Origin of the sequence: Corynebacterium sp. HMSC05D08 (genome assembly GCF_001807215.1) — a bacterium.
Classification (GTDB): domain Bacteria; phylum Actinomycetota; class Actinomycetes; order Mycobacteriales; family Mycobacteriaceae; genus Corynebacterium; species Corynebacterium striatum.
This window is the reverse complement of the sequence record NZ_KV788350.1, coordinates 110,716-134,186: the sequence shown is the minus strand read 5'-3', so window position 1 is coordinate 134,186 and position 23,471 is coordinate 110,716. Positions and strand designations below refer to the sequence as shown.

Genomic DNA, 23,471 nt, shown 5'->3' with positions numbered 1-23,471 from the left:
CGCACCTGTCCGCTTCAGTCTAAATAGTGCATGAAGCACTATTATCTGGCCGGGCTGTGCGCGGTTTCTGCGTTGTGGGCCCTCAATTTCTGGGCGCCGGGGCCTCCCCTGGGCGTGAGCACTACCCCGGAGCGCGTGCGCATCTTGGGCTACGACCGCGAACTTTTCGGCGGCTGGCTGCCCTCCACCAAGGACACTGTTCGCGCTGCACAGACGACGCCAATGGGGCTTGCGGATCCGTACTCCGGGCTGCATAATCCCCCGGCCGTGGAAATCGACCACGTCTTTCCGCTCTCGGCGGCGTGGGACATGGGGGCGTGGGGTTGGGATAATAAGCGCAAGGCGGAGTTTGCCAACGATCCTTTGAACCTCGTGGCCACGGACAAGGCCTTGAACCAAGCAAAGTCTGACTCTTTGCCCTCTGAGTGGCTCCCGCCTGCTAACCGATGCGACTACTCCCGCCGACTTGCGGCCGTGGCACGCAAATATGATTTGCCCCTTCCAGCTGCAGATGTACGCACGATGCGCAGGCAGTGTCGGTTCGATTTCCGGCTGCCCAATGGCTAGACTGCTTGTGACCCCATGACTTTGTGAAAGGCATCCATGTCTAGTTTTCTGATCATTCTTCACGTCCTCGCAGCAGTGCTGCTCATCGGTCCGGTGTGCGTTGCTACCTCTGCATTCCCCGGCCAACTGTTAAACGCGGCAAAGGGCGATCAGGCTGGTAGCGGTGCGACACGCGTTCTGCACAACATCACCAACACTTACGGCTACATTTCCGCTATTGTGCCGGTGCTGGGTATTGCGGTGTTCCTGACTGACCTGGCTGCATATAAGTCCGATATTCAGTTCCACATTGCAATCCTGCTCGCCGTCATCGCATGGTGCCTGCTCTTCTTCCTAATCATCCCGAAGCAGAAGAAGGCCGTCGCCGCACTCGAGGGCGCTGGCGCTGTTGACGTGGAGGGCACGAAAAAGCAGCTGGCTGCTTTCTCCGGCATCTTCAACTTGCTCTGGATGATCTGCGCAATCCTGATGTTCATCTAGGACACCCAAGCACTCAAGCCGCGGTCTTCGGACTCGCGGCTTTTCGCGTTTTCCGGTAACTCCGCGCCTGGCCCGGGTGCCCTCCCTTCCCTAGGAAACCCAGACCTAGATGCCCAGACCTGGATGCCCAGAACCCCAGCTCGCCATCCGAGCGCCAACCACGGCCACGATCCGCGACCTCAGGCTCTGGGTTTCCAAGGTTGTTGTTTTAGAAAAGAGCCCGCTACAAAGCTCCGAATACGCGCAGCAAAAAGGCGCCACCTCCCCTGTTTCGGGGAAGGCAGCGCCTTCGTCAGCTCACGTTACTAGTCGCGCCAACCGCCACGGCGGTCATCACGGCGTCCATGTCCGCCACGGTCGTCGCGGTCGCGGTAACCACCACGGCCACGGTCGTCACGGTCACGGTAACCACCGCGACCACGGCCGCCGCGGTCATTGCGGTCGCGGTAGCCACCACGGCGGTCGTCACGACGTCCGCCGCGGTCACCGCGGTCATCGAAGTCACGGCGCGGCGGGCGGCCAGTGTCCTTTGCGATGTTGATCAACTGACCAGAAATGCGGGTGTCCTTCAGACGGTCCAGCACGGCCGGGTCGAGGTTCTTCGGCAGGTCAACCAGGGTGTGGCCCACCGCAATGGTGATGCGGCCGAAGTCCTTGGAGGACAGGCCGCCCTCGTTTGCCAGAGCACCAACGATGGCACCCGGGCGCACGTTCTGGCGCTTGCCCACGTCCAAGCGGTAGGTCTCAAAGTCGCCATCCGGACGGCGCGGGCCACGGTCGCGGTCACGGAAGCCGCCACGTCCACCGCGGTCACCACGGTCGCGGCGATCCCCACGATCAAAGCGGTCACGGTCACGGCGGTCGCGCTTCGGCGCTGGCTGTTCCTTGAGCAGGAAGTCCTTGCCGCCCTGCAGCTGCACTGCGAGTGCCGCAGCAATATCGTCCATCGCAACGTTGTTGGCAGCGGAGTACTCGCGAACCATATCGCGGAAGAACTCGAACTGCTTATCGCCTAAGGACTCGCCGATCTTGGCCAAGAACTTTTCCTTGCGCTTCTCGTTGACTGCGTCAGCAGAAGGCAGGTCCATTTCCTCAAGGCGAGCGTTGGTCACGCGCTCAATGGAGCGCAGCATGCGGCGCTCACGCGGGGTCACGAACAGGATTGCCTCACCAGTACGTCCTGCACGGCCGGTACGGCCAATGCGGTGAACATAAGATTCGGTGTCGTTCGGGATGTCGTAGTTAACCACGTGGGTAATGCGGTCAACGTCGAGACCACGTGCTGCAACGTCGGTAGCCACGAGGATGTCCAAGCGGCCATCCTTGAGCTGGTCAACGGTGCGCTCACGCTGCTGCTGGGCGATATCGCCGTTGATGGCAGCAGCATTGTAGCCGGCGTCGCGAAGCGAATCTGCAACCTCTTCGGTCTCGTGCTTCGTACGGCAGAAGACGATGATTGCGTCATACTCAATGACCTCGAGAATGCGGGTGAACGCATCCATCTTCTGACGGTGCGGGGTCAAAAGGTAACGCTGGGTGATGTTGTCGTTCGTACGACGCTCGGATTTAACAGTAACCTCAGCAGGATCGTTGAGGTACTGCTTGGACAGGCGGCGAATCGAGTTCGGCATGGTTGCCGAGAACAGCGCGACCTGCTTCTCCTCAGGAGTGTCTTCCAGAATGCGCTCAACGTCTTCCTGGAAGCCCATGTTCAGCATCTCGTCGGCCTCATCGAGGACCAAGAAGCGCAGCTGGGAAATGTCCAGGGAGCCCTTCTCCAGGTGGTCGATGACGCGGCCCGGGGTGCCGACGATGATCTGTGCGCCACGGCGCAGACCAGAAAGCTGAATGCCGTATGCCTGGCCACCGTAGATGGGCAGCACCTCGATGCGGCCTAGGTGGTCAGCAAAGGACTGGAAGGAGTCTGCGACCTGCAGGGCAAGCTCACGCGTGGGCGCGAGGACGAGCGCCTGTGGGTGGCGGACTTCTGGGTCAACCTGGGATAGAACCGGCAGCGCGAAAGCTGCGGTCTTACCGGTACCCGTCTGGGCGAGGCCCACGACGTCGCGGCCTTCCATCAAGATCGGGATGGTCTGTTCTTGAATTGGGGATGGCTGAGTAAAGCCGACCTTCGCAACCGCCTGCTGAACTTCTTCTGGCAGGCCGAGAGTTGCAAACCCCTGGGAATTGTCGTTGGCTGAAGTATCTTCAGCGCCGGTGTCCTCAGGGTTATTCGCAGCCCCGGTGGTTTCAACGTCACCTTGCGAGATTTCCTGAGATTCCGACTTATTGAATTCTTCCGGCTCGTTTACGCCGCCGGTGGCGTTATCGGTAATGCTCATTGCTCGTCCCACAGTACGTTAAACATTGTGCATTAGCTATTGAACGAGCTAAACCCATTCGAAAGGTGTGCACAAACACATAGACCAGCGAGGCTCCGAACGGTCACACAACCCCGCTGTGGCAGGCGATTTACACACGCAGCTTACCGACGTCACCTGCCAGGGCGCCGTCGTTTCCAACGTCTTGGAGGCCCACGAGGGCTTGAACGATGAGGGAACAGTACAATCGCCCGCATGACCCACCGCGCGCGAACTGTTGGACCGCTGCTTGCTCTTGTCTTAGTTGGCAGCGGGTGTGCTTCTGCGCCGGAGAATTCCCCCGCCCCGCAGGACGCGCCGGCGCAACAACTCAGCTATGTGGCACTTGGTGATTCTTATGCGTCGATGGGAACGCGCCAAGGCCCGCACTCGGGGCCACGGTGGTGCGAGCGCGCCACGGACAACTACCCCACCAAGCTGCAAGAGCTCACCGGGATGCAGCTCAATGACCTGACGTGCCAGGGTGCATTGACCGATCATGTGCTGGGGCCGCGGGCGGATTTGCCGCCACAAATCGATGCGGTGGATTCGACGACGGATGTGGTGACGTTGTCGATTGGCGGCAACGACGCGGGATTCGGCGTTCTGACCAGCTGCGCCATGAACACCAGTGGCCTCAACTGCGCGGAGCTACACGGGGCGGAAATCGACGCCGCGCTGGCCGCGCTGCCCGCGAAGTTGGACGGCGTCTACCGGGAGTTGGAGCGGCGCGCGCCACGGGCCAAGGTGTTTGCCACGGGATATATGCCGTTGCTTGCCGACGCCGACACCGGGGCAACGTGCCCTGAAATCGCCAAGGTCAGTGACGTGGACCGGCTGTGGTTCACGCTGAAAATTTCACAAATCAACGTCGAGGTGGAAAAGGCTGCGCTGCGCGCCGGTGCGCAGTACGTGATGCCGCCTGAGATAGAGAAACACACCGGCTGCGCGCCCGCGGATCAACGCTGGGTTGATCTCGCGGGCACCGAAACTGGTGCGTTTCCGATGCACCCTACCCCGCTGGGGCAGGAGGAAATGGCCAAGACCATCGCTGCCTATCTCTAGAAGGCGCGTTTTCCTGCCACGTAGGTTCGCCACGTCATCGGCATGCCTGGGCGGTATGCCAGGTGGATGGCGCTGGGTGCGTCGAGGACGTGGAGATCGCCTGCCGCGCCTTCGACGATGGTGCCCTTGGCTGGGCGGCCTTGGGCGTCGACGCCACCGCCGACGTCGTGGCGACGCAAGGCTTGCGCGCCGCCATAGGTTGCGGCACGGATCGCCTCATCCAAGGAAAGGCGCTGCTGCAAGACTGCGGTGGTCACGCAGAAATTCATCGACGAAGTGTATGAGGTGCCCGGGTTGAGGTTCGAGGCGATGGCCACGGTTGCACCGGCATCGAGCAGACGCCGGCCCGGTGCGAGGGGCTCACGGGTAGACAGGTCGCAGGCAGGCAGCATGGTGGCCACGGTGTTCGAGGAAGCAAGCGCCTCGACGTCCGCGTCGCTGAGGTAGTTGACGTGGTCGACGGACGTTGCGCCCAGTTCGACCGCGAGCGCCACGCCGGGGCCTTCGCCTAGCTGATTGCCGTGCACGCGAACGCCAAGGCCACGCTCGATGCCGGCGGCCAGGACGCGGCGAGACTGCGCCTCGTCGAAGGCGCCGCGCTCGCAAAAGACGTCAATCCACTGCACATACGGGGCGACGCCGTCGAGCATGGGACCAACCACCTCGTCGAGGTATGACTCGGCCTGAGCTCCTGGCGGGACGAGGTGTGCGCCAAGGAAGGTGACGTCGTCGACGTGGCGGGAGGCCACCTGTGCGGCGAGAATCTCGGACTCGGTGTTAAGGCCGTAGCCGGTCTTGGTCTCCAGCGTCGTGGTGCCGCCCTTGTGAGCAGCCGCGATGCGGTCGATGAGGAGGGCTTCGAGGCGCTCCTCACCTGCCGAACGCGTGGCATCCATGGTGACAGCAATGCCCCCTGCTTGGTAGGTACCTCCACCCATACGAGCTTCGAATTCGGCGGAGCGATCTCCGTCGAAAATCATGTGGGTGTGCGAGTCCACCCAGCCCGGCAGGACGGCACGGCCGCCGAGGTCGACGGCGTCGTCAGCCGCAGGTGCCTTATCCGCCGGGCCCACCCAGGAGATGGTGCCGTCGGTGACCACAAGGGCGGCGTCGTTAAGCGTGCCCGCATCACTAACCGTGCGCAGTTCAGAGATTCCAGTAAACAGGGTGCTCATCGTCATTTTCGCTCCTAGTCGCGCGCCTTGAACTCCATTGGGATGCGTACGCCGCGCTCGTCGGCTACTTCTTTGGCGCGAGTGTAGCCTGCATCCACGTGGCGGATAACGCCCATGCCCGGGTCGTTGGTGAGCACCGCGCGCAGCTTGGCGGCGGCCAGCTCGGTGCCGTCGGCCACGGAGACCTGGCCCGCGTGGATGGAACGGCCCATGCCCACGCCGCCACCGTGGTGGAGCGAGACCCAGGTAGCGCCGGAGGAAACGGCAGTCATGGCGTTGAGCAGCGGCCAGTCGGCTACGGCATCGGTGCCGTCGAGCATGGACTCGGTCTCGCGGTATGGGGAGGCCACGGAACCGGAGTCTAGGTGATCGCGGCCGATGACGATTGGTGCGGAGACCTTGCCGTCGCGGACCAGCTCGTTGAAGAGCAAGCCAGCCTTGTGGCGCTCGTTGTAGCCCAGCCAGCAGATACGTGCCGGCAGTCCTTCGAACTCGACGTACTCCTCAGCGGCGTCGAGCCAGTTGTGCAAATGCTCGTTGTCCGGGAAGAGCTCCTTGAGAGCTTGGTCGGTGACCTTGATGTCCTCTGGGTCGCCGGACAGCGCTGCCCAGCGGAACGGGCCAAGGCCCTCGCAGAACAGCGGGCGGATGTAGGCCGGAACGAAACCTGGGAACTCGAAGGCGCGCTGGTAACCCGCGTGACGGGCCTCATCACGGATGGAGTTGCCGTAGTCGAAGACCTCAGCGCCTTCGTCCTGGAACTCCACCATGGCCTGGACCTGTGCTGCCATGGACTCGCGTGCCTTCTTGGTGAAGGTGGTCGGGTCAGCCTTGGCTTCGTTGTGCCAGTCCTCCACGGTGATTTCGGTTGGCAGGTAGGACAGCGGATCGTGCGCAGAGGTCTGGTCGGTGACCACATCTACGGTGAACTCGCCGGCACGCTGGCGGCGCAGTACCTCAGGGAATACTTCTGCGGCATTGCCCACGAGACCAACAGACAGCGGCCGCTTGTCCGCCTTCGCGGCAAGCACGAGTTTAAGAGCCTCATCCAGGTCGGTGACAACTTCATCGAGGTAACGCTTGGACTGACGGCGCTTGAGGCGGGTCTCGTCCACATCCACGATGAGGCAAGCGCCGCCGTTGAGGGTGACGGACAGCGGCTGTGCGCCGCCCATGCCGCCGCATCCGCCGGTAAGGGTGAAGGTGCCGGCGAGGGTGCCGCCGAAGCGCTTGCGAGCGACAGCTGCGAAGGTCTCATAGGTGCCCTGCAGGATGCCCTGGGTAGCGATGTAGATCCAGGAGCCGGCCGTCATTTGGCCGTACATCATGAGGCCCTCGTCCTCGAGCTTGCGGAAGTGTTCCCAGTTTGCCCAGTCGCCCACGAGGTTGGAGTTGGCGATGAGAACGCGCGGTGCCCACTCGTTGGTCTTCCAAATGCCTACCGGCTTGCCGGACTGCACGAGCAGGGTTTCGTCGGACTCGAGATCCTTAAGGGACTCTACGATGGCATCGAAAGCTTCCCAGCTACGTGCGGCACGGCCGGTGCCACCGTAGACCACGAGGTCCTCGGGACGCTCGGCAACCTCTGGGTCGAGGTTATTCATGAGCATGCGCAGCGGGGCTTCGGTCTGCCAGGACTTGGCGGATAGTTCGGTTCCGCGCGGCGCGCGTACTTCGCGTGGTTGAGACATGGTGCGGATTCCTTTCGCTTGTGCTTTTCGACGCCCTCCCAAGCCCCCTAGGCCGGTATCCCGGGGCTGTCCCCGAGGGCTTGTTTAGCGTCACAAGTCACAAGTTACTGTGATTCATGCCTATGCAACAGGCCACAAAACCTCAGACTGTCTCGTATATGAGACTCGCTCGGCGTGGTCTACCATGTCCGCGCGGCGACCATCCGGGTACTGGTTGGCCGAAAACATCACCATGGGTGGATCGAAGGTGAGGTTTTGCCACTGGCTATAGGGCGCGATGTTTTCGCGCCCCTCACCGTCCACGCTAGAGACCCATCCAATAGGGCGCGGTACCGTGCTGGCTTTAAAAGGGGAAAACGGCAAGGGGTTGGGCTCAGATTGTGGGCGCCAAGAGATGGTCGCCATTTTAATCACGCAGCTTTCCAGTAGCATTCTCGACGGCTTCGACAAGCGCGCCCTCCTTGACCAGGCGCACCGTCTCTTCGATTTCCGGGGACAAATAGCGGTCCACACCTGGACCCTTGACAGTCTCGCGCAGCTTGGCGATTACCGCGCCGGTTCCTTTAGCCGGGGTGCCCTCGCGCATATCGATGGCGCGGGCGGCGGTGAGGATTTCTACGGCAAGCACACGCTGCAAACCATCGACGGACTTGCGCAGCTTGCGGGCTGCGGACCATCCCATGGACACGTGGTCTTCCTGCATGGCAGATGATGGAATGGAATCGGCCGAAGATGGGTTGGCCAGGCGCTTCAATTCGCTCACAATGCCGGCCTGGGCGTACTGGGCAATCATGTGCCCGGAGTCAACCCCGGGGTCGTCGGCAAGAAAGGCGTTCAGCCCGCGGTTGCGCGCCGGGTCCAGGAAGCGGTCGGTGCGACGCTCGGAAATCGAGGCCAAGTCCGCGGTGACAATTGCCAGGAAGTCAAGCGCATAAGCCACCGGCGCGCCGTGGAAGTTGCCATTGGAGACCACGCGGCCGTCCTTGGCCACCACCGGGTTATCCACAGCGGCGGCTAGCTCGCGTTCGGCCACCTGGGCAGTGTGGCTCAAGGTATCGCGGAAACCGCCGGCGACCTGCGGGGCGCAGCGCACGGAGTAGGCGTCTTGTACCTGATTCTTCTTGAACTCCTCGAGGGCCGATTCCAGGATCTCAGATCCCTCGGCCACCTGGAGGATATTCGCAGCGGCATCGGCCTGTCCTGGGTGCGGGCGCAGCTGCTGGAGGTCATCGGCAAAGACCACCAAGGTGCCGAGCAGGCCCTCCACTGTCATAGCGGTGGCAATATCGGCGGTCTTTGCGGCCGCGCGCAGGTCAGTAATGGCCAGGCATAGTTGGCCGAGCATTCCATCGGTGCCGTTGATGAGCGCTAGGCCCTCCTTCTCGCGTAGCTGCAGCGGCTCGATGCCAGCTGCGGCCAAAGCTTCGCCCGCATCCTGCAGCTCGCCGTTCACGCGTACCTCGCCCTCTCCCAACAGGGCCAGCGCACAGTGAGCAAGCGGCGCCAAGTCACCGGAGCAGCCCAGCGAGCCATACTCACGCACCACCGGCACAATCCCGGCGTTCAAGGCCTTGGCATACGTTTCCACCACTACGGGGCGCACGCCGGTACGGCCGGTGCACAGGGTGGACAGGCGCAGCAGCATCAGTGCGCGGATGACTTCTTCTTCTACTTCCGGGCCGGTGCCCGCAGCGTGCGAGCGCACCAGCGAAAGCTGCAGCTGGGCGCGCATCTCTTCCGGGATATGGCGGCGAGCGAGCGCGCCAAAGCCGGTGGAAATGCCATAGACCGGAGTGGGATCTTGTGCCAGTTCTTCCACGCGCTCGCGGGTAGCGGCCACCTCTTCTAGCGCCTCGGGAGCAATCTCCACCTGCGCGCCATAACGGGCAACAGCAACGACGTCGTCGATGCTCAGCGCGCCGACATTTACGGTCACGGTGGTTGGGTAGGCGTTAGGCATGGCAAAAACTCCTTTAAAAAAGGGATCAATAATTTCGATGTGTCACGCGACAGCCTAACGCGATAAATGTATGCTACCTCACTTTTTGTGATTGCGGTACATTTTGGCCGCCACCTTGTCTGATACCTCCAACAAAGCTCGAATAAGGGCGTCTACCTTCACATCCGGCGTCCCTACCGGATACGTCACCGCCACCGCTGCCGCCGGACGCTCCAAGTGATCCAAGATAGGCACCGCCACAGAGGCCTGACCGCGGCTAATTTCTTCAATCTCCTGGTCCCACCCGCGTGCAGCTACCAAACGCAAGTGTTCTTTCAACGCGTTAAAGCCGCTACCTCCCGCAGTATCAAAGGCGGCGCGCACCTCCGCATCAGGCAGATGCGCCAGCATCACGCGCCCCGACGCCGTCTTATGTGCCTGCAGGCGCACCCCCACCTCAGTCACCAAGGAGGTAGCACCCGCCGCACGTACCTCCTGCAAATACAAGATTTCTGAGCCGGCCATACGCGAGAGGTGCCCCGATCCACCCACCAGCGCGGCACACTGTTCCAAGTCCCGAGTGGCCATACGCACCAAGGGCTGCTGCGTCACGTAGGCCGAAGCCATGGAATACGCCGCCAGCCCCAAGCCATACGTCTTATGTTCCGGCAAATGGACCACAAAACCAGCATCAACCATCTCCGCCAGCAGGTGATATGTAGACGAGCGCGGCAGGTTGAGCTCTCCTTGAATGCGGGCGGCAGATATAGGGACGTCGATGGTGGACAAAAGCTTGAGGATCTCCATCGCGTGACGCGCTGCGGGGACTCTGTTGGTACTCACGTTTAGTGATTGTAGGCAGAGTTTCCTGTCACATTCCGCGGTTTTACCTAACATCGAAAACCATGAACACTGAAACAGCTGAACTTTTCACCCCCGCCCCCGAATGGTCCGGCCGCTCTGATGGCCCGGGCCCAGAGCACGCCCGCTGGCATAGCGTTATCAATCAGTCCGCCGCTTGCCCAGCCCCAGTCACTCTCCTGGGTTTTGCTTCCGATGAGGGCGTGCTGCGTAATGGTGGGCGCCAGGGTGCAGCCGCAGGCCCGGCTACACTGCGCTCCGCGCTCGGCTCCTTGGCGGTACACCATGAGCATGCGCTTGCCGACGCCGGCACGATCACCACCCAGGCCGATGACCTCGAGGGCGCCCACGACGCCCTTTCCGAAAAGGTGCAAGAACTCGTCGCAGCCGGCAGCCTACCCATCATCCTGGGCGGCGGGCACGAGACCGCCTTTGGCTCTCACCGCGGCCTGTATCGCGCGGTAGGCGCCACCAAGATCATCAATCTGGACGCCCATTTCGATCTGCGCCGCGCGGACCAGGCCACCTCCGGCACCCCGTTCAAGCAGATCGCCGACCTGTCTGACGACTTCGATTACACCGTGCTGGGTATTTCCCGCCCCAATAACACCGCGGTGCTTTTCAACGAAGCCGAATCGCTCGGTGTAGCCGTCACCCTGGACGAAGAGCTAGTCAACCTCACCCCCGCCGAATGCGGCGAGCTTGCCGCCCGTGCCACCGAGGGCAAGGACAAGGTCCACTTGTCCATCGACCTCGATGTCCTGCCGGCTTCCACCGCGCCGGGCGTATCCGCACCGGCATCACTCGGCGTATCCTTTGAGCGTATCCGCGCCATGGCCGTAGCCATCGCGCAGACCGGCAAGCTGGCTCTGGTGGACGTCGTCGAGCTCAACCCCACCTTTGACATCGATAACCGCACCGCCAAAGCGGCGGCGCGGCTTATCGACGACATTGTCACGGCCCACCTCGCTAGCTAAACGCCAACGGCGTTGGGGTTTACTCGGGCCGTGAAGTTTATCGGGTAGCTTTCTTACTCATCCAACGTTGGACTCCCCACCACATAGCGGGAGTACAGGCAACGGCGATGAGCCAGAAGCTACCCGCTAAGCCAGTCACCACAATGCCTATGAGCAGCAAAAGCGCTGCGCCAACACTTGCAACCACACACTTTGTGAAACTGCGCCTGTCCGCATGAGCACTTTCTCGGGGTGCAACTCCAGAAACCTTCCGGTCTACGAATCCAATAATGTCTTTGCCGAAGACAACCGAGAAAGCAATATAAAAGGCCGCGAATCCGTGCATGAACTCAGCCCTACCGCCTTGGCTCAGGCTCACGTAGAAAAATACTAAGAGCAGCAGGTCGATAATTGGGGTCGCGGCCATAAGTATCAAGCCAAGTTTGCGCAGATTAAACACGTAACGCGAGAGGCAGCCAGCCGCTAAGCAAAGCCAAAAAGCTACCTCAGCTGCGATAGTGGCTATAAGCATCATTGCCCTCCAGCGATATCGATCCTCTTACCCGTCTTGGACTCGACCTATCAAAACAGCAGGTGGGCAATCGGGGTGGCAATGAGAATGGTCAGCGCTACACGCTCGAACCAAATGATGACCAAGTGGGTCAATTTCACCGGAATCTTGGTAGCCAGGATGCATGGCACCAATGCGGAGAAGAAAATAATGGCAGAGACTGCCACCACGCCGATGACGAACTTGAGCACCATGCTGTTCCTGCCTGCCACTGCCGTGGCAGGCAGGAACATCTCCGCAATCCCCATGGCCGCGCCCTTGCCCGCTAGTACTGGCTCCGGCAACTGCACTACCCACGCGAACGGATAAAACAGGTAGCCAATCCACTCGAAGATGGGCGTAAAGCGCGCAAGCAGCAGTCCAATGAGACCAACCGACATAATGGACGGCACGATTGCCGCCGCCATGCGCACACCATCGCGCAGGTTCGCCCAAATGGATTCCCACAAAGACGGTGCGCGCTGTAGCGCCAGCATCGCCTCACGCCACGCGTTTTTGATGCGCGAGCCTTCCACCGGCTTTTCCGGATCTGGGTGCGCGTCCGCAAAATACTCGTCTGGAATGGTGCGCAACGGCGGAATCCGCACGGTAATGGCGGTAACCACAAAGGTCACGATGAGCGTGACAATGAAGTATGTGCCCCAAACTTTCATCAGGTCGAGCTGCTTGGCCACGATGACCATGAAGGCCGCAGAGACCGTCGAAAAGCCGGTGGCAATAATCGCTGCCTCACGCCCGGTGTATCCGCCCTTTTGGTAGACGCGGTCCGTGACCAAAATTCCCAGTGAATATGAGCCCACGAACGAGGCCACTGCATCAATGGCAGAGCGCCCCGGCGTCTTCCACAGCGGCCGCATGATGGGCTGCATGAGCACGCCGACGAACTCCAGCAGGCCAAAGCCAATGAGAAACGCTAGGAACGCACCACCAATAGGCACGATGAGGCCTACCGGAATGGCAATCGAGTTCCACAAGAACGGCACCAAGTCCTCGTCACCGAGCACCCACGGCAGCGCATCGATGACCATAAGAAACGAGATCACCGCACCGACAATATTGAGCACCGCAAAGACTGCCTGAAGTGCGCTTTCTTTAAATGCGCCGGAAGTAAAACTTCGCACCGTTCCGTACACGGCCAAGGCAAAAATAATCCACGGCACCGCCGCCGGAATCCCCTCACGCACCATGGTGACCATGTGGTCCAAAGGAATGGAGCGCTTATCCTGATACGTCACCGGTAGGAAGAATACGAATGCGCCAATCGCGCTATATAAAAAGAGTTTCCACCGTCCCCCAGGCTGCGGGATTTCCCCGTCGTGACTCTGGATGGAGGAGTAAACCGAATCGGTAGAAGTCACAGTAAAACCGTCCCCTCAAGCTTGCATACAAAAATCAAGCCCGCGTGACAGCCATACGCGAACATTGGGGACATGTTATCTAAGTAACAGCTCACTGTCTACACGTATTCGAGATCCAAGGCACAATAGAATCATGTCCAACCCCATTCGCGTCGTGGGCGCCGTCTTCGTCGATGAAGAACGCACACAGCTTTTAGCCTTCCGCAAGAAGCCCGGCACCTCCCTTGCTGGCAGGTGGGAATTTCCTGGCGGCAAGATCGAACCCGGCGAAACACCAGAGCAAGCACTCGCGCGCGAACTTCACGAAGAGCTCGGTATCGAAGCCACCATCGGCGAGAAGGTCACCACCACCGTGCACGTGTATAAGTTCGCCACCATCGAGCTGACCACTTTTCGCTGCACCACCGAGGCCAACCTGACAACCGAAGGCCTCGTCCTCACCGACCACGACGCTACCCACTGGGTCACCCCAGACAAAGCCCAAGAACTAGAGTGGGCGCCGGCCGACATTTCGAGCCTCAAACTCTTAGGCCTGGAATAACGAAACTCCGGTATGTGTCAGACTCCAGCATTTGCCGTATCTTAATTCCAGCTTCAAAGACTTCCATCTGGTGCTCAATCATGTATTCAACAATCGAATGAGTAATTTTTCCACCATTGGTCGCTTTTCCTGGATACTCTGGGCGTGCAGTTAATGAGTCGTAGTATTTTCGCTCGACACCATTAACATTGCGGAATTTCGTGTCCTCTTCATCTAGCTCGATTTCAGGGTGGACGGCGCATCTACGCAGTAGACTCGAGAGCTTTTCGATTTCCGAACTCGGCGGCGTTTTCGGTCACCCATACTTGATCCCGATCGCAGCTACTACCAAGATCTCATCTCGATGCCAGGGCACTCGCGTCGTTTTCATGCAAATACACCTCTTAAGGGAACAAGCGTTCGTAAAATTATATGGAATGTCCGCCAACTCGCTATGCTCTCAACAGAGAATCACCACAGACGCTTTATTAATCAAACCATTATCACACGATGGTTGTTTACGTTTTCACGACCAGAAAGGAACCGGCTCGATGGCTACCTCGCGCCTCCACTCATTCGAGATTTGCGCTGGCGCTGGCGGCCAGGCTTTGGGCTTAGAACAGGCAGGTTTCCATCACGCAGCGGTCGTCGAAATTGACAATTGGGCCGCTGAAACTCTCCGCCAGAACCGCGGAACTGAAGGACCTCTTGGAAAATGGAATGTCCATGAAATGGACGTCCATGACCTGGATGGTAGGCCATGGAGAGGGAAAATCGATCTATTTGCTGGCGGAGTTCCATGCCCTCCTTTTTCAATAGCAGGTAAGCAACTTGGCGCCGACGATGAACGCGACCTCTTTCCACAGGCGCTACGTCTGATCAACGAAATTGATCCACGTGCTGTGCTTCTAGAAAACGTTAAAGGGCTCGGTCAAAAACGGTTTGACTCCTACCGAAATCAAATAATCGATCAGCTTGAAAAGATGGGGTACACCGCCTTTTGGAAACTTCTCCAAGCAGCTGATTATGGAGTGCCGCAGCTTCGACCAAGGTTCATCCTTGTCGCTTTAAAGAATGAATTTGCCAACTATTTTGCCTGGCCGAAAGTAGTTAAATCACACACGCCGGTGGGAACAGCACTTCTCCCGCTCATGGCAGAAAATGGTTGGCCTGGGGCTGAAGCTTGGGCTCGAAACGCAAACACAGTGGGCCCGACTCTTGTTGGCGGAAGCAAAAAACACGGTGGGCCAGATGTAGGGCCAACGCGCGCTCGAGAAGCCTGGAAGAAACTCGGAATCAAGGGCTCCTCTATCGCCGAATCACCGCCAGCTGCTGATTTCACAACAGACCCCGAACAAGAAATGCCGCGTTTGACGGTACGAATGGGTGGAGTCATCCAAGGTTTCCCCGAGGACTGGAAGTGGGCCGGTGGGAAAACCGCACAATGGCGACAGGTTGGCAATGCCTTTCCTCCGCCGGTGGCCAAGGCAATCGGCGAACGCATAAAGTTCGCGCTGCGAAAGAAACCAATTCCGAAGTCTCTAGAACCTGCAACACCAACCCGTGTCAACCAGCTGAGTCTGATTTAAAATTGGCAAGGTGATTGCCAAGATTCAACCTGAAACGATTTCTATACAGCTAGCGGCTGCATTCAAGAAGCAAGACCCTACTGGAGAACGCCTCGGACGTGTCTTCCGCGAGTCTTTCGACCAGATTTATGATGGTCAACATACTGGACGTTTCGCCATTAGCCAGCTCAGTAAAACCGAATCTGCTCACCTCGGCTCGATAGTTGAAATCAACATTCGCCGAGAATTCGACGGCTTTATCGGCGACGGTGAGGTGATGGATTTCGACATCGAGGGCTTCGAAGTTGACTGCAAGTACTCGAAACAGAAGTTTGGCTGGATGATCCCTATCGAGGCTCTCGGACATCATGGAATGCTTTGCCATGCCGACGATGAGCAGGGAACTTTTCGAGTTGGATTCGCTCTTCTCGATGACTCAATTCTGACTAGAGGCGGCAATCGTGACGGCAAGCGCTCAATTTCCGCCGCTGGTCGCAGCGCAATTCAATGGCTTTTCCTAGACGAAGCTTTTCCGCCGAACACCCTCCTACAACTCAGCGAGGAGGACCGAGCAAAGATTTTCTCTTCAGGTTCCGGAGCTCAGCGCCTCAATGAATTGTTCAGAATTGCTCAAGGCATCATAGTCCCACGCGGCATCATCGCCACTGTCGCGCAGCAAAAGGATTATATGAAACGTATTCGATACAACGGAGGCTCTCGTTCTGCTCTACAGCCTGAGGGGATCGTGATCCTTGGAGATTACCTCAAGCACCAGAAAATTGCCTCCGAATTAGGGCTGCCAATCCCCAAAGACGGCGATTCACTATCAACGCGATTGGTTAAGTGTGAGAAAAGCTTCGAGGGCTCTAAGACCTATATCGATGATTCTTACTGGCGAATTGCAACACCGACCGATGAAGTCGAACCAGCTCCGACACTCCCGTTCAAGTAGACATCTAAATCCCGGTCCTGATGTAATGACGCCCATTGAACAACCAGCGCTAGTACAACACAGCCAGCGGCCGGTCTTCCCTACTTCGTGGTGGAAGCCCGGCCGATGATGTGGTTATATCGGGCGCTTGCTTAGTTGTAGTAGCTGGCCTTGTCGATGATGCCGTGGACGATCTCAGCGATGTGCTTGGCATCGGTGCCGGTGCCCTGCTCAATCTGAGTGCGGCAGGAAAAGCCATCAGCGATGACAACCTTGCCTTCCGTGGCTGCCTTCCTCACCTTCGGGAATAGTTCGCGCTCCCCCAGCGCCATGGACACTTCAGCGTGGCCTTTCTCAAAGCCCCAGTTGCCGGCCAGGCCGCAGCAGCCGGTAGCGATCTGTTCCTCGTTGATCCCCAATGCCCGCAGCACGGCAGCGGAATGTTGCGGATCGCCTAAGGACTTTTCATGGCAGTGCACCTGTGTCAGCGCAGAGACATCGCCCGGCGCGATGACGCCGGCGGCAACGAATTGCTCAAGACGGCTGGCAATAAACTCGCTAAAAGAGTGGGTGTTGCGCGCCAGGTTCTTAATCACTGCGCCGTATGTCGGGTCGTCGCAAAGCTCAGCGGCTTCATGTTGCAGCATCACGGTGCATGAGGGCTCCACGCCGATGACCTGCAGGCCACGGTCCAGGTAGGGTTTCATCACCTTCGCCGTCTGCTTGAGCACGCGCTGCGTCATATCCAACTGACCCGTCGAGTGCCAGGTCAGGCCGCAGCAGACGAACTGTTGAGGGATAATGACCGTGTAGCCGAGTGCTTCGAGAACCTCAACTGCGGCCGTCGCAGGCGAGGTACCCAACGAGGAGTTGAAGGAGTCCGGCCACAGGACGACCGTCCGCTCGTGGTCGGCCAGCGGCGGTACCGTCGCCTTGTCATTGTTGTTCGCGGTTCCGTTGTGCGCGGTGCTGTTGTTCGCGACGTCGTCAAGCGCGGCGACGGGGGGGTGCTGCTTGTGCCACTTGCGCAGAGACGTGTGGGCGAAGCGGATGAGCGGACGGTTCGGATCGAGGCCGCCCACCTTCGCGATGAGCTTGTCGAGGCCCTTGGTGGACATCGCCTTATCGATGAGCGTGGGCACCACCGGAATCTTGTGCGCCACGTAGCCCAAAAGCGGCAGCCAGCCCATCACGTAGTGCGCGCCTGGGCGCAGCTTTCCTTTGTAATGGTTGTGCAGGAACTCCGCCTTATACGTCGCCATGTCCACGTTCACCGGGCATTCGGAAACGCACGCCTTGCAGGACAAGCACAGGTCGAGGGCTTCCTCCACTTCCTTGGAATCGAAGCCGTCCCCTATGGACTCGCCACGGAACATCTCACTGAACATGCGGGCACGGCCGCGGGTCGAGTGCATCTCATCGCCTGTGATCTGGAAGGACGGACACATCGAGCCCGACTCACTACGACAGGCGGACACGCCAACGCAACGGTTAATTGCATTGACCATCGAGCCCTTGTCGTGGCTCAGCGCGTGGACCGGAGTGAGCTCAAAGTGACGCTGCCCCGGCGCCATGCGCAGGCCCTGGGTCACGGCATCGGCCTTGACGAGCACGCCTGGGTTGAAGAAGTTCTCCGGGTCGAAGATCTCCTTGAACTGCTCAAACAACGCACGCATCTCATCGGAGTACATGCGGTCCAGCAGCGCCGATCGGGCACGGCCATCGCCATGCTCGCCGGAGAGCGATCCGCCATACGAGGACACCAGCTCAGCGGCCTCATTCATGAAGGACTCAAACTGCTTGATGCCCTCCTCAGTGCCAAAGTTGAAGGAGATGCGCACGTGCACGCAGCCCTCACCGAAGTGGCCAAAAGGAATGCCGCGCAGCTCGTACTTGTCCATCAACGCGTAGAGGTCCCGCAGGTAGTCCGCGAGGTTCTCCGGGGGAACCGCGGAGTCCTCCCAGTTGGGCCAGGCTTCCCCGCCATCCGGCAGGCGGGTCACGATGCCCGCGGACGCCTCGCGGATACGCCACAACTCGCGCATCTCCTTATGCTCGTGAACCACCACGTAGTCCACGGTCTCTACGGCAGTGGCCACCTCCTGCGCACGAGCCAAGGCTTGCTCTAAGCTTGGCGCGCCCACCTCACAGTAGAGCCAGCCGCCAGCCTCAATCCCCTTGCGGTTGCCCGGCAGATTCTCACCCGCGTGCTCCTGCCCCACTTTGGAGCGCAGCGCCCCCAGCAGATCACCGCCCATGCCCTCAATGGTCGCCACGTCAGGCAAACGCAGCTTGGCCGCGGCAGCCGCTGCGTCAAAGACCGTATCGAAGGCCAACACCGCGAGTGCCTTGACCTTGGGCACCGGCACCAACTTAACCGTCAGCTTGGTGATGATGCCGGTGGTTCCCTCCGACCCCGCCAACGCCTTGGCAGTGTCGAAGCCATTGCGCTCCAAGAGGTAGTGCAAACCGTAACCGGACACCTGGCGGGGGAAGCGGCCGAGCTCGGCGTCGATAAGCGCAGCGTTGTCCTCCACCAAAGCCTTAAGCTGTGCGTCAATATCAGGGTCGTCGCAACCGCCCTCGCTAAAGGTCACCTCTCGGCCATCGGCCAGCATGATCGTGACGTCCACGAGGTTCTCCGCAGCCGTACCAAAAGCCACCGAGTGGGAGCCACAGGCATTGTTGGCCACCATGCCGCCCACGGTGCAGCGCGAGTGCGTGGAGGGATCCGGGCCGTAAGTGAGGCCGTGCGGGAGGGCGGCGTCGCGCAGCGCATCTGCCACCACACCTGGTTCGATGGTGGCAGTGCGCTTGGCGACGTCGATATCCAGAATGCGGTTGAAGTAGCGCGAGGTATCGATGATGAGACCCTCGCCAATGGCATTTCCCGCGACGGACGTGCCGCCGCCGCGCCCCACGACCTTCCAGCCTTTGGCCTTCGCGATGTCCAAGCCATCGCGAATCTCGTCCACGTTGTGCGGCTCTAAAATGGCTGAGGGCACGCGGCGGAAGATGGAGGCGTCCGAGGTATAAGCCGCGCGTGATGCCATGTCGGTGCGCAGGTTCGTGCGTGCAATCTTTGAGTAGACGCTGGGGTCTAAACGATTGAAGTGAATTGTATTCGTCATTTTCGCAGCTTTCGATGTGGTACCCATCAGGGACTCGGCCTCAAGATAAGTAACATGTTACTTCACGAAGGGGTCCTTTGGGCAATAACTTCGCGTCAACTCATCGGCAATTCGTTATGGTGATTAGCTATGGCACCAAACTCTCCGGCACCGCAGCCCTCGTCAGGCACCCGGCCAGCACGAGCCATGGCGCTTGCGGTGACCCCTGCAAAGAACCTGGCCACCCAGGTCATGAACTACGTTCGTGATTGTGCGCAAAATGGCTCAATGGCACCCGGCGAGTGGTACAGCGTCTACAAGCTTTCAGAAGAGCTGGGCATTTCCCGCTCCCCCGTTCGCGACGGCTTGCTGCGCCTAGAAGAAGCCGGACTCATTGAATTCTCCCGCAACCGGGGATTCCAGATTGTAGAGACCAAGCCTTCCGATGTTGCCGATATCTTCGACATGCGCCTGGCCCTAGAGCCGCGCATCGCCGCCCGCGCCGCGTTGGCACGCAGCGACGAGCAGCTGGCGCAGATGCGCGCGCTCCTCCAATCCATGGAAGCCAGCGTCCAGTCCGGCAACGAGCCGGAGTTTTTCTCTTGGGACAAGCAGCTTCACGACGCCATCTTGGTCGCCGGTGGCTCTACCCGCGCCAGGGACACCCTGGACAAGCTGCGCACGCACACCCAAATTCTGACCGATTCCACGGTGCGCAACGAGCGCTCCTTGGAGCAGGTGCATTCAGAGCACGTACCGATCATTGATGCCATCGCAAAAGGCGACGCCCATGTGGCGCGACAGGACATGGCGTCACACATCACGGCAACCGGTCGCCTGCTCCTGCGCCAGACTCTGCGCCGCCGCAACCCGCAGCTATCAGAAGCCGAGGCAGAGCAGCGAGTCGAAGAGATTTGGGATGCTCACACCCGTGAGCTTTAGGGCATGTGCTTTAAAAATTAATCCTCACCGTGTGCGCGAACGTGGGCCTTTTCTGCGTCCGTCTTGGGACGGTAGTTCAGGATGAAGGCGCATACAGCGCACAGGGTAGAACAGGTAAAAGTCACCGGAGCCAACCAGTTTTCTACGCCGGTCACGGTGCCTTGGTTAAGGGTTACGATGCCCAGGCTCTGGGTTGCGATGATACCCACGCCACCGAGGAGGAAGGCGAAGAGGAACAGGAAGAACAGCGCTTGGACGAGTCCGAAGAATGTTTTCATGATGCTTGAGCTCCTTTAAGCCGGGACGTAGATGGGAAGCCAGCCCATGCCGATGAGCCATGCCAGCGCAATCATCGGGAGGACGAAGAACAGGATGAGCGGGACGAACATCTTTGGCGGGTCCGCCTCGGCCATTGCTGCGGAGAGGTAGATCGGCGCACCGACTGGAGGCGAAGCGCCCTCGGTCGAAGTGCACAGCAGGATGACCACGATGGCCACAGTGGGATCGATTCCCACGGCGGTCAGCGCCGCAACTGCGGGCGCACCGATAGCGGCTGCGGTTGCAGTGGACGAGAGCGGCGTTGCCACGAGGACGGCCAGGATGCCCACGGCGATGAGCATGACCCACTTAGGCAGTGACATTGCATCGAGCAGGCTCGAAAGCTGATCGCCGACGCCGAGCTCCTCCATGATCTTCGCCGCGGTAAGCGCCGCGAAGAGGGAGATACCAACGGTGGCGAACTGCGGAAGGTCGCGCTTGAACTGCGCTGCGAGGTGCACATTGTTGGCACGGATTCGCCATGCGCCTTCGATAAGGGCGATGAGGGTGATAAGAATCGGCACCCAGACGATGATCGAAATGGCTTTCACACCGTCCTCGCCGATGTTGGCTTCCTTGCCCAAGTAGCCGGCCAGCGGTCCGATGGTTAAGAGCACGGGGACGATGATGCCCAGGAAGATAGAAGGTGAGGACCAGCCGTGCTTGATGGCGTGGCCGAAGCTGACCATCTCCTCGCGCTCGGTTGCCTTGATGCCGTCACGGCGAGTCCACCAGAACACAACGATGAGGCGGTAGAGCACCGCGTAGGCGCCGCCGCAGGCAAGTGCGACGTAGACGCTGGATGCAGAGGCACCCGCTGCGGCAGGCAAAGCCAGGATGATGAACATGGTGGAGTTCGGCGGCAGCGCCACGCCAAGGCCGGAGTTGCCGGCGACGAGCGTTGCAGCGCGCTCCGAGGTCCAGCCCGCCTTCTTCATCCATGGGATGGTGACAGATCCGACCGTCGCGGAGTTGCCCGCGGTGGAGCCAGCCATCAGGCCGATCATTGCCGAGCCCAGCGTCGAGACATAAGCAGCGCCGCCACGCACGCGGCCGAAGATCGAGTTGAGAATCTCAATCAAGCGGTCAATAAGTCCAGTTGCCTGAACGATGATGCCCATGAAGACGAATGCCATACCGGCGAAGGTGACTTCAGACTGCGCAGCCTCCTTGGCGGATTCCCACAGTAGTGTTGGTGCTCGGGTGCCGCCCAGCAGAGCGGTACAGATGAGCGCTACGACGAGAGATTCGGAGATATCCCTCTTCAAGAGCGTGTTAAAGACCACGGTTACCGCGATGAAGATTGCTAGTGCGGCAATACCCATGAGTCCCTCCTCACATAATTCAGATTAAAGAAAACCGTTTCGGTGACGGCGCTCACAGTAGCATGTTACATGTCAATCATTTGCAATTTTCGCAAAACGCAAATACCCCCGCACCACCCACAATCGGGCAGTACAGGGGCATAAGGAAGCTTGGAAGATGACCTCAAACGTGCAGATTAACGGTCAAAGACCTTCAAAATATCGTCGAGTTTCCGCTGATAAACTTGGACCCGCTCTTCGTAACGCTGGGCAATCGACGACACGCGCAGTAGACGGGAGGACTTGGGGGAAGCAAAGACCACAACGACGTCCTTCTCCCCCATCTAAAGCAGTTGTTCTACAGAACCGCGGTAGGTATGACCGGACAGATTGTGCACGGAACGCCCTAGCTAACCCTTACGTGGAATTCTTTTAAGGATGGCTTTTCTCTCCGCTAAAGTTTCACGACTAAACGTCCACGCAACGACACCCATCGCAGCGACCAATCCGCACACGGCGAAAGCCTTGGCAAAACCAAAGTAGTCCGCCAATCCCCCGACCACGATGGGGCCGAGGATTTGACCGAAGTCGCCGGCCATCTGAAATGTCGACAAGACCTGCCCACCGGAGCGTTGGTTGCCCACTACGTCACCGATTGCTGCCGTTTGCGCGGGATTGATAAGACCAGAAGAAGCTCCGGCCAGTGCAGACACCACCAGGAGCACCAAGACAGAATCTGCAAGGCCGAGCAATCCCACAAATACACCGGTGCCGATGAGTCCGATCAGAATCAGAGGGCGTCGACCATAAGTGTCCGCCCATTTTCCTGAAAACTGCAGCACTACAGCGTTGCCGAACGCGAAAACTGCCAACGCAAAACCTGATGCCGCCGCACCGTTATGGAAAACTGTTGCCGCAAACAGCGGAAGCACAGACACGCGTACGCCCATGTTGATCCAGCCTTGGGCAAAGTTGGAGGTCAACACCGCCCGGAAAGCGGTATCGTGCCATGCCTCGTTAAGTTTCATCGGCTGCAGTTTTGTCGCGTTGGGGTCATCTTCCTCAATTGCGGGCATCAGAATCCACACGACTACCGCAGCTAAGGCCACGCCGAGCCCATAGATGACAAACGGCCAACGAAAACCGAGGAAAGACAAGCTGGCGCCAAGCAACGGGCCGATGACGTTGCCCAGAAGAAAGGCAGTGGCATAGGTGGCCGAACACTTTCCACGAATGCTAGGAGGTGACAACTTAACGATGAGCCCCATGGCGGAGACCGTGAACATCGTCGAACCAATGCCAGCCAAGGCCCTGAATACTACGATGTGCCAATACTCTTGCGAGATGGCGACGAGTCCCGTGGTCACGGCCACTGTAAGAAGTCCGCCAAGATAGACCCAGCGGGATCCAAACCTATCGACAAGGCTTCCGGCACTCGGCGCAAAGACCAAACGGCTAGCGGAGAAAATGGATACCACCATGCCTGCCGCGGCCATCGAAACATCGAAGCTGACCACAAACTGCGGAAGCAGCGGCGCGATCAACCCGTAGCCCAAAGCAATAAGGAAAGCCGCGGAGACCATAATCCAGATTTCACGAGGAATCTTTGCTGGCTGCCCGAGCGCATCGATTGGCTCTGCGGAATTCTCTTTATTTGTCATAGCAACAAACACCATAGTCCGACGTTCAGCACTTAAGTAAACAGAACTAAAGATAACTTCACAGATAGAACGTGTGTTCTAAAAAAGGTCCGGT

General features: G+C 59.4%; 19 protein-coding genes. 8 read left to right on the top strand and 11 right to left on the bottom strand.

The genetic code is table 11. The features are described 5' to 3' along the window. Positions 1-30: 30 nt before the first annotated feature. The gene (locus tag HMPREF3148_RS10280) at positions 31-567 is read left to right on the top strand and encodes an HNH endonuclease family protein (protein ID WP_053085005.1); all 537 of its coding nucleotides are present in this window, start codon (positions 31-33) and stop codon (positions 565-567) included. A gap of 36 nt (positions 568-603) precedes the next feature. Beyond that, positions 604-1,047: a hypothetical protein gene (locus tag HMPREF3148_RS10275; protein ID WP_005531974.1), complete on the top strand. Its 444-nt coding sequence runs from the start codon at positions 604-606 to the stop codon at positions 1,045-1,047. 305 nt (positions 1,048-1,352) lie between these two features. On the opposite strand, the gene HMPREF3148_RS10270 is transcribed toward HMPREF3148_RS10275, so the two are convergent. Further along, positions 1,353-3,389, bottom strand: coding sequence for a DEAD/DEAH box helicase (locus tag HMPREF3148_RS10270; protein ID WP_005531973.1), 2,037 nt, complete (start codon positions 3,387-3,389; stop codon positions 1,353-1,355). Between the two features lie 234 nt (positions 3,390-3,623). On the opposite strand from HMPREF3148_RS10270, the gene HMPREF3148_RS10265 reads away from it, so the two are divergent. Then, complete coding sequence (locus tag HMPREF3148_RS10265; protein ID WP_049151788.1) at positions 3,624-4,472, top strand: SGNH/GDSL hydrolase family protein; 849 nt, start codon at positions 3,624-3,626, stop codon at positions 4,470-4,472. On the opposite strand, the gene hutI is transcribed toward HMPREF3148_RS10265, so the two are convergent. The 4 genes from hutI to HMPREF3148_RS10240 form a co-directional block, all read right to left on the bottom strand. Further along, the gene (gene hutI, locus HMPREF3148_RS10260) at positions 4,469-5,647 is read right to left on the bottom strand and encodes an imidazolonepropionase (RefSeq protein ID WP_049151787.1); all 1,179 of its coding nucleotides are present in this window, start codon (positions 5,645-5,647) and stop codon (positions 4,469-4,471) included. The two genes, HMPREF3148_RS10265 and hutI, sit on opposite strands and share 4 nt — an antisense overlap. 14 nt (positions 5,648-5,661) lie before the next feature. After that, on the bottom strand, positions 5,662-7,338 hold the full coding sequence (hutU, locus tag HMPREF3148_RS10255) for a urocanate hydratase (RefSeq protein WP_049151786.1): 1,677 nt from the start codon (positions 7,336-7,338) through the stop codon (positions 5,662-5,664). Between the two features lie 406 nt (positions 7,339-7,744). Beyond that, positions 7,745-9,298: a histidine ammonia-lyase gene (gene hutH / locus HMPREF3148_RS10245; protein WP_049151785.1), complete on the bottom strand. Its 1,554-nt coding sequence runs from the start codon at positions 9,296-9,298 to the stop codon at positions 7,745-7,747. Between the two features lie 78 nt (positions 9,299-9,376). Further along, on the bottom strand, positions 9,377-10,084 hold the full coding sequence (locus HMPREF3148_RS10240; protein ID WP_049151784.1) for an IclR family transcriptional regulator: 708 nt from the start codon (positions 10,082-10,084) through the stop codon (positions 9,377-9,379). 98 nt (positions 10,085-10,182) lie between these two features. On the opposite strand from HMPREF3148_RS10240, the gene hutG reads away from it, so the two are divergent. Further along, positions 10,183-11,115, top strand: coding sequence for a formimidoylglutamase (gene hutG / locus HMPREF3148_RS10235; RefSeq protein WP_070509082.1), 933 nt, complete (start codon positions 10,183-10,185; stop codon positions 11,113-11,115). Between the two features lie 561 nt (positions 11,116-11,676). Here the strand turns inward: hutG and HMPREF3148_RS10225 are convergent. Then, a complete protein-coding gene (locus HMPREF3148_RS10225) occupies positions 11,677-13,023 on the bottom strand; it encodes a YjiH family protein (protein WP_070509080.1) in 1,347 nt (448 codons plus the stop codon). Positions 13,024-13,156: 133 nt separating this feature from the next. Between HMPREF3148_RS10225 and HMPREF3148_RS10220 the strand changes: the two genes are divergently transcribed. The 3 genes from HMPREF3148_RS10220 to HMPREF3148_RS10210 all read left to right on the top strand — a co-directional run bounded on the left by HMPREF3148_RS10220 (position 13,157) and on the right by HMPREF3148_RS10210 (position 16,063). After that, positions 13,157-13,564 carry a (deoxy)nucleoside triphosphate pyrophosphohydrolase gene (locus HMPREF3148_RS10220; protein WP_049160265.1) on the top strand — a complete coding sequence of 136 codons (408 nt, stop codon included), beginning with the start codon at positions 13,157-13,159 and terminating at the stop codon, positions 13,562-13,564. Between the two features lie 530 nt (positions 13,565-14,094). After that, complete coding sequence (locus tag HMPREF3148_RS10215) at positions 14,095-15,132, top strand: DNA cytosine methyltransferase (RefSeq protein ID WP_034657589.1); 1,038 nt, start codon at positions 14,095-14,097, stop codon at positions 15,130-15,132. A gap of 10 nt (positions 15,133-15,142) precedes the next feature. Continuing rightward, positions 15,143-16,063, top strand: coding sequence for a NaeI family type II restriction endonuclease (locus tag HMPREF3148_RS10210; RefSeq protein WP_005531948.1), 921 nt, complete (start codon positions 15,143-15,145; stop codon positions 16,061-16,063). 131 nt (positions 16,064-16,194) lie between these two features. Here HMPREF3148_RS10210 and HMPREF3148_RS10205 read toward each other — a convergent pair whose 3' ends face one another. Further along, the gene (locus tag HMPREF3148_RS10205) at positions 16,195-19,173 is read right to left on the bottom strand and encodes an FAD-binding and (Fe-S)-binding domain-containing protein (RefSeq protein WP_070509078.1); all 2,979 of its coding nucleotides are present in this window, start codon (positions 19,171-19,173) and stop codon (positions 16,195-16,197) included. Positions 19,174-19,302: 129 nt separating this feature from the next. On the opposite strand from HMPREF3148_RS10205, the gene HMPREF3148_RS10200 reads away from it, so the two are divergent. Beyond that, entirely contained in the window at positions 19,303-20,094 is a 792-nt protein-coding gene (locus tag HMPREF3148_RS10200; protein ID WP_070509076.1) for a GntR family transcriptional regulator, read from the top strand. Positions 20,095-20,111: 17 nt separating this feature from the next. Here the strand turns inward: HMPREF3148_RS10200 and HMPREF3148_RS10195 are convergent, their stop codons facing one another. The 4 genes from HMPREF3148_RS10195 to HMPREF3148_RS10185 all read right to left on the bottom strand — a co-directional run bounded on the left by HMPREF3148_RS10195 (position 20,112) and on the right by HMPREF3148_RS10185 (position 23,377). Further along, positions 20,112-20,372: a hypothetical protein gene (locus HMPREF3148_RS10195; RefSeq protein WP_005531942.1), complete on the bottom strand. Its 261-nt coding sequence runs from the start codon at positions 20,370-20,372 to the stop codon at positions 20,112-20,114. A 15-nt stretch (positions 20,373-20,387) separates the two neighbouring features. Continuing rightward, on the bottom strand, positions 20,388-21,737 hold the full coding sequence (locus HMPREF3148_RS10190; RefSeq protein WP_049192411.1) for a TRAP transporter large permease subunit: 1,350 nt from the start codon (positions 21,735-21,737) through the stop codon (positions 20,388-20,390). Positions 21,738-21,913: 176 nt separating this feature from the next. Then, complete coding sequence (locus tag HMPREF3148_RS13715) at positions 21,914-22,060, bottom strand: hypothetical protein (protein ID WP_005531938.1); 147 nt, start codon at positions 22,058-22,060, stop codon at positions 21,914-21,916. 66 nt (positions 22,061-22,126) lie between these two features. Next, positions 22,127-23,377, bottom strand: coding sequence for an MFS transporter (locus HMPREF3148_RS10185; protein WP_049192410.1), 1,251 nt, complete (start codon positions 23,375-23,377; stop codon positions 22,127-22,129). Positions 23,378-23,471: the final 94 nt, after the last annotated feature.

Bases quoted from the DNA above. Each gene is read 5' to 3' on its own strand.
- hutG (WP_070509082.1), top strand. From the start codon at position 10,183: ATGAACACTGAAACAGCTGAACTTTTCACCCCCGCCCCCGAATGGTCC.
- HMPREF3148_RS10280 (WP_053085005.1), top strand. From the start codon at position 31: ATGAAGCACTATTATCTGGCCGGGCTGTGCGCGGTTTCTGCGTTGTGG.
- HMPREF3148_RS10185 (WP_049192410.1), bottom strand. From the start codon at position 23,377: ATGACAAATAAAGAGAATTCCGCAGAGCCAATCGATGCGCTCGGGCAG.
- HMPREF3148_RS10195 (WP_005531942.1), bottom strand. From the start codon at position 20,372: ATGAAAACATTCTTCGGACTCGTCCAAGCGCTGTTCTTCCTGTTCCTC.
- HMPREF3148_RS10270 (WP_005531973.1), bottom strand. From the start codon at position 3,389: ATGAGCATTACCGATAACGCCACCGGCGGCGTAAACGAGCCGGAAGAA.
- HMPREF3148_RS10240 (WP_049151784.1), bottom strand. From the start codon at position 10,084: ATGGAGATCCTCAAGCTTTTGTCCACCATCGACGTCCCTATATCTGCC.
- HMPREF3148_RS13715 (WP_005531938.1), bottom strand. From the start codon at position 22,060: ATGGGGGAGAAGGACGTCGTTGTGGTCTTTGCTTCCCCCAAGTCCTCC.
- HMPREF3148_RS10220 (WP_049160265.1), top strand. From the start codon at position 13,157: ATGTCCAACCCCATTCGCGTCGTGGGCGCCGTCTTCGTCGATGAAGAA.
- HMPREF3148_RS10275 (WP_005531974.1), top strand. From the start codon at position 604: ATGTCTAGTTTTCTGATCATTCTTCACGTCCTCGCAGCAGTGCTGCTC.
- HMPREF3148_RS10215 (WP_034657589.1), top strand. From the start codon at position 14,095: ATGGCTACCTCGCGCCTCCACTCATTCGAGATTTGCGCTGGCGCTGGC.
- HMPREF3148_RS10265 (WP_049151788.1), top strand. From the start codon at position 3,624: ATGACCCACCGCGCGCGAACTGTTGGACCGCTGCTTGCTCTTGTCTTA.
- HMPREF3148_RS10205 (WP_070509078.1), bottom strand. From the start codon at position 19,173: ATGACGAATACAATTCACTTCAATCGTTTAGACCCCAGCGTCTACTCA.
- hutH (WP_049151785.1), bottom strand. From the start codon at position 9,298: ATGCCTAACGCCTACCCAACCACCGTGACCGTAAATGTCGGCGCGCTG.
- hutI (WP_049151787.1), bottom strand. From the start codon at position 5,647: ATGAGCACCCTGTTTACTGGAATCTCTGAACTGCGCACGGTTAGTGAT.
- HMPREF3148_RS10200 (WP_070509076.1), top strand. From the start codon at position 19,303: ATGGCACCAAACTCTCCGGCACCGCAGCCCTCGTCAGGCACCCGGCCA.
- hutU (WP_049151786.1), bottom strand. From the start codon at position 7,338: ATGTCTCAACCACGCGAAGTACGCGCGCCGCGCGGAACCGAACTATCC.
- HMPREF3148_RS10190 (WP_049192411.1), bottom strand. From the start codon at position 21,737: ATGGGTATTGCCGCACTAGCAATCTTCATCGCGGTAACCGTGGTCTTT.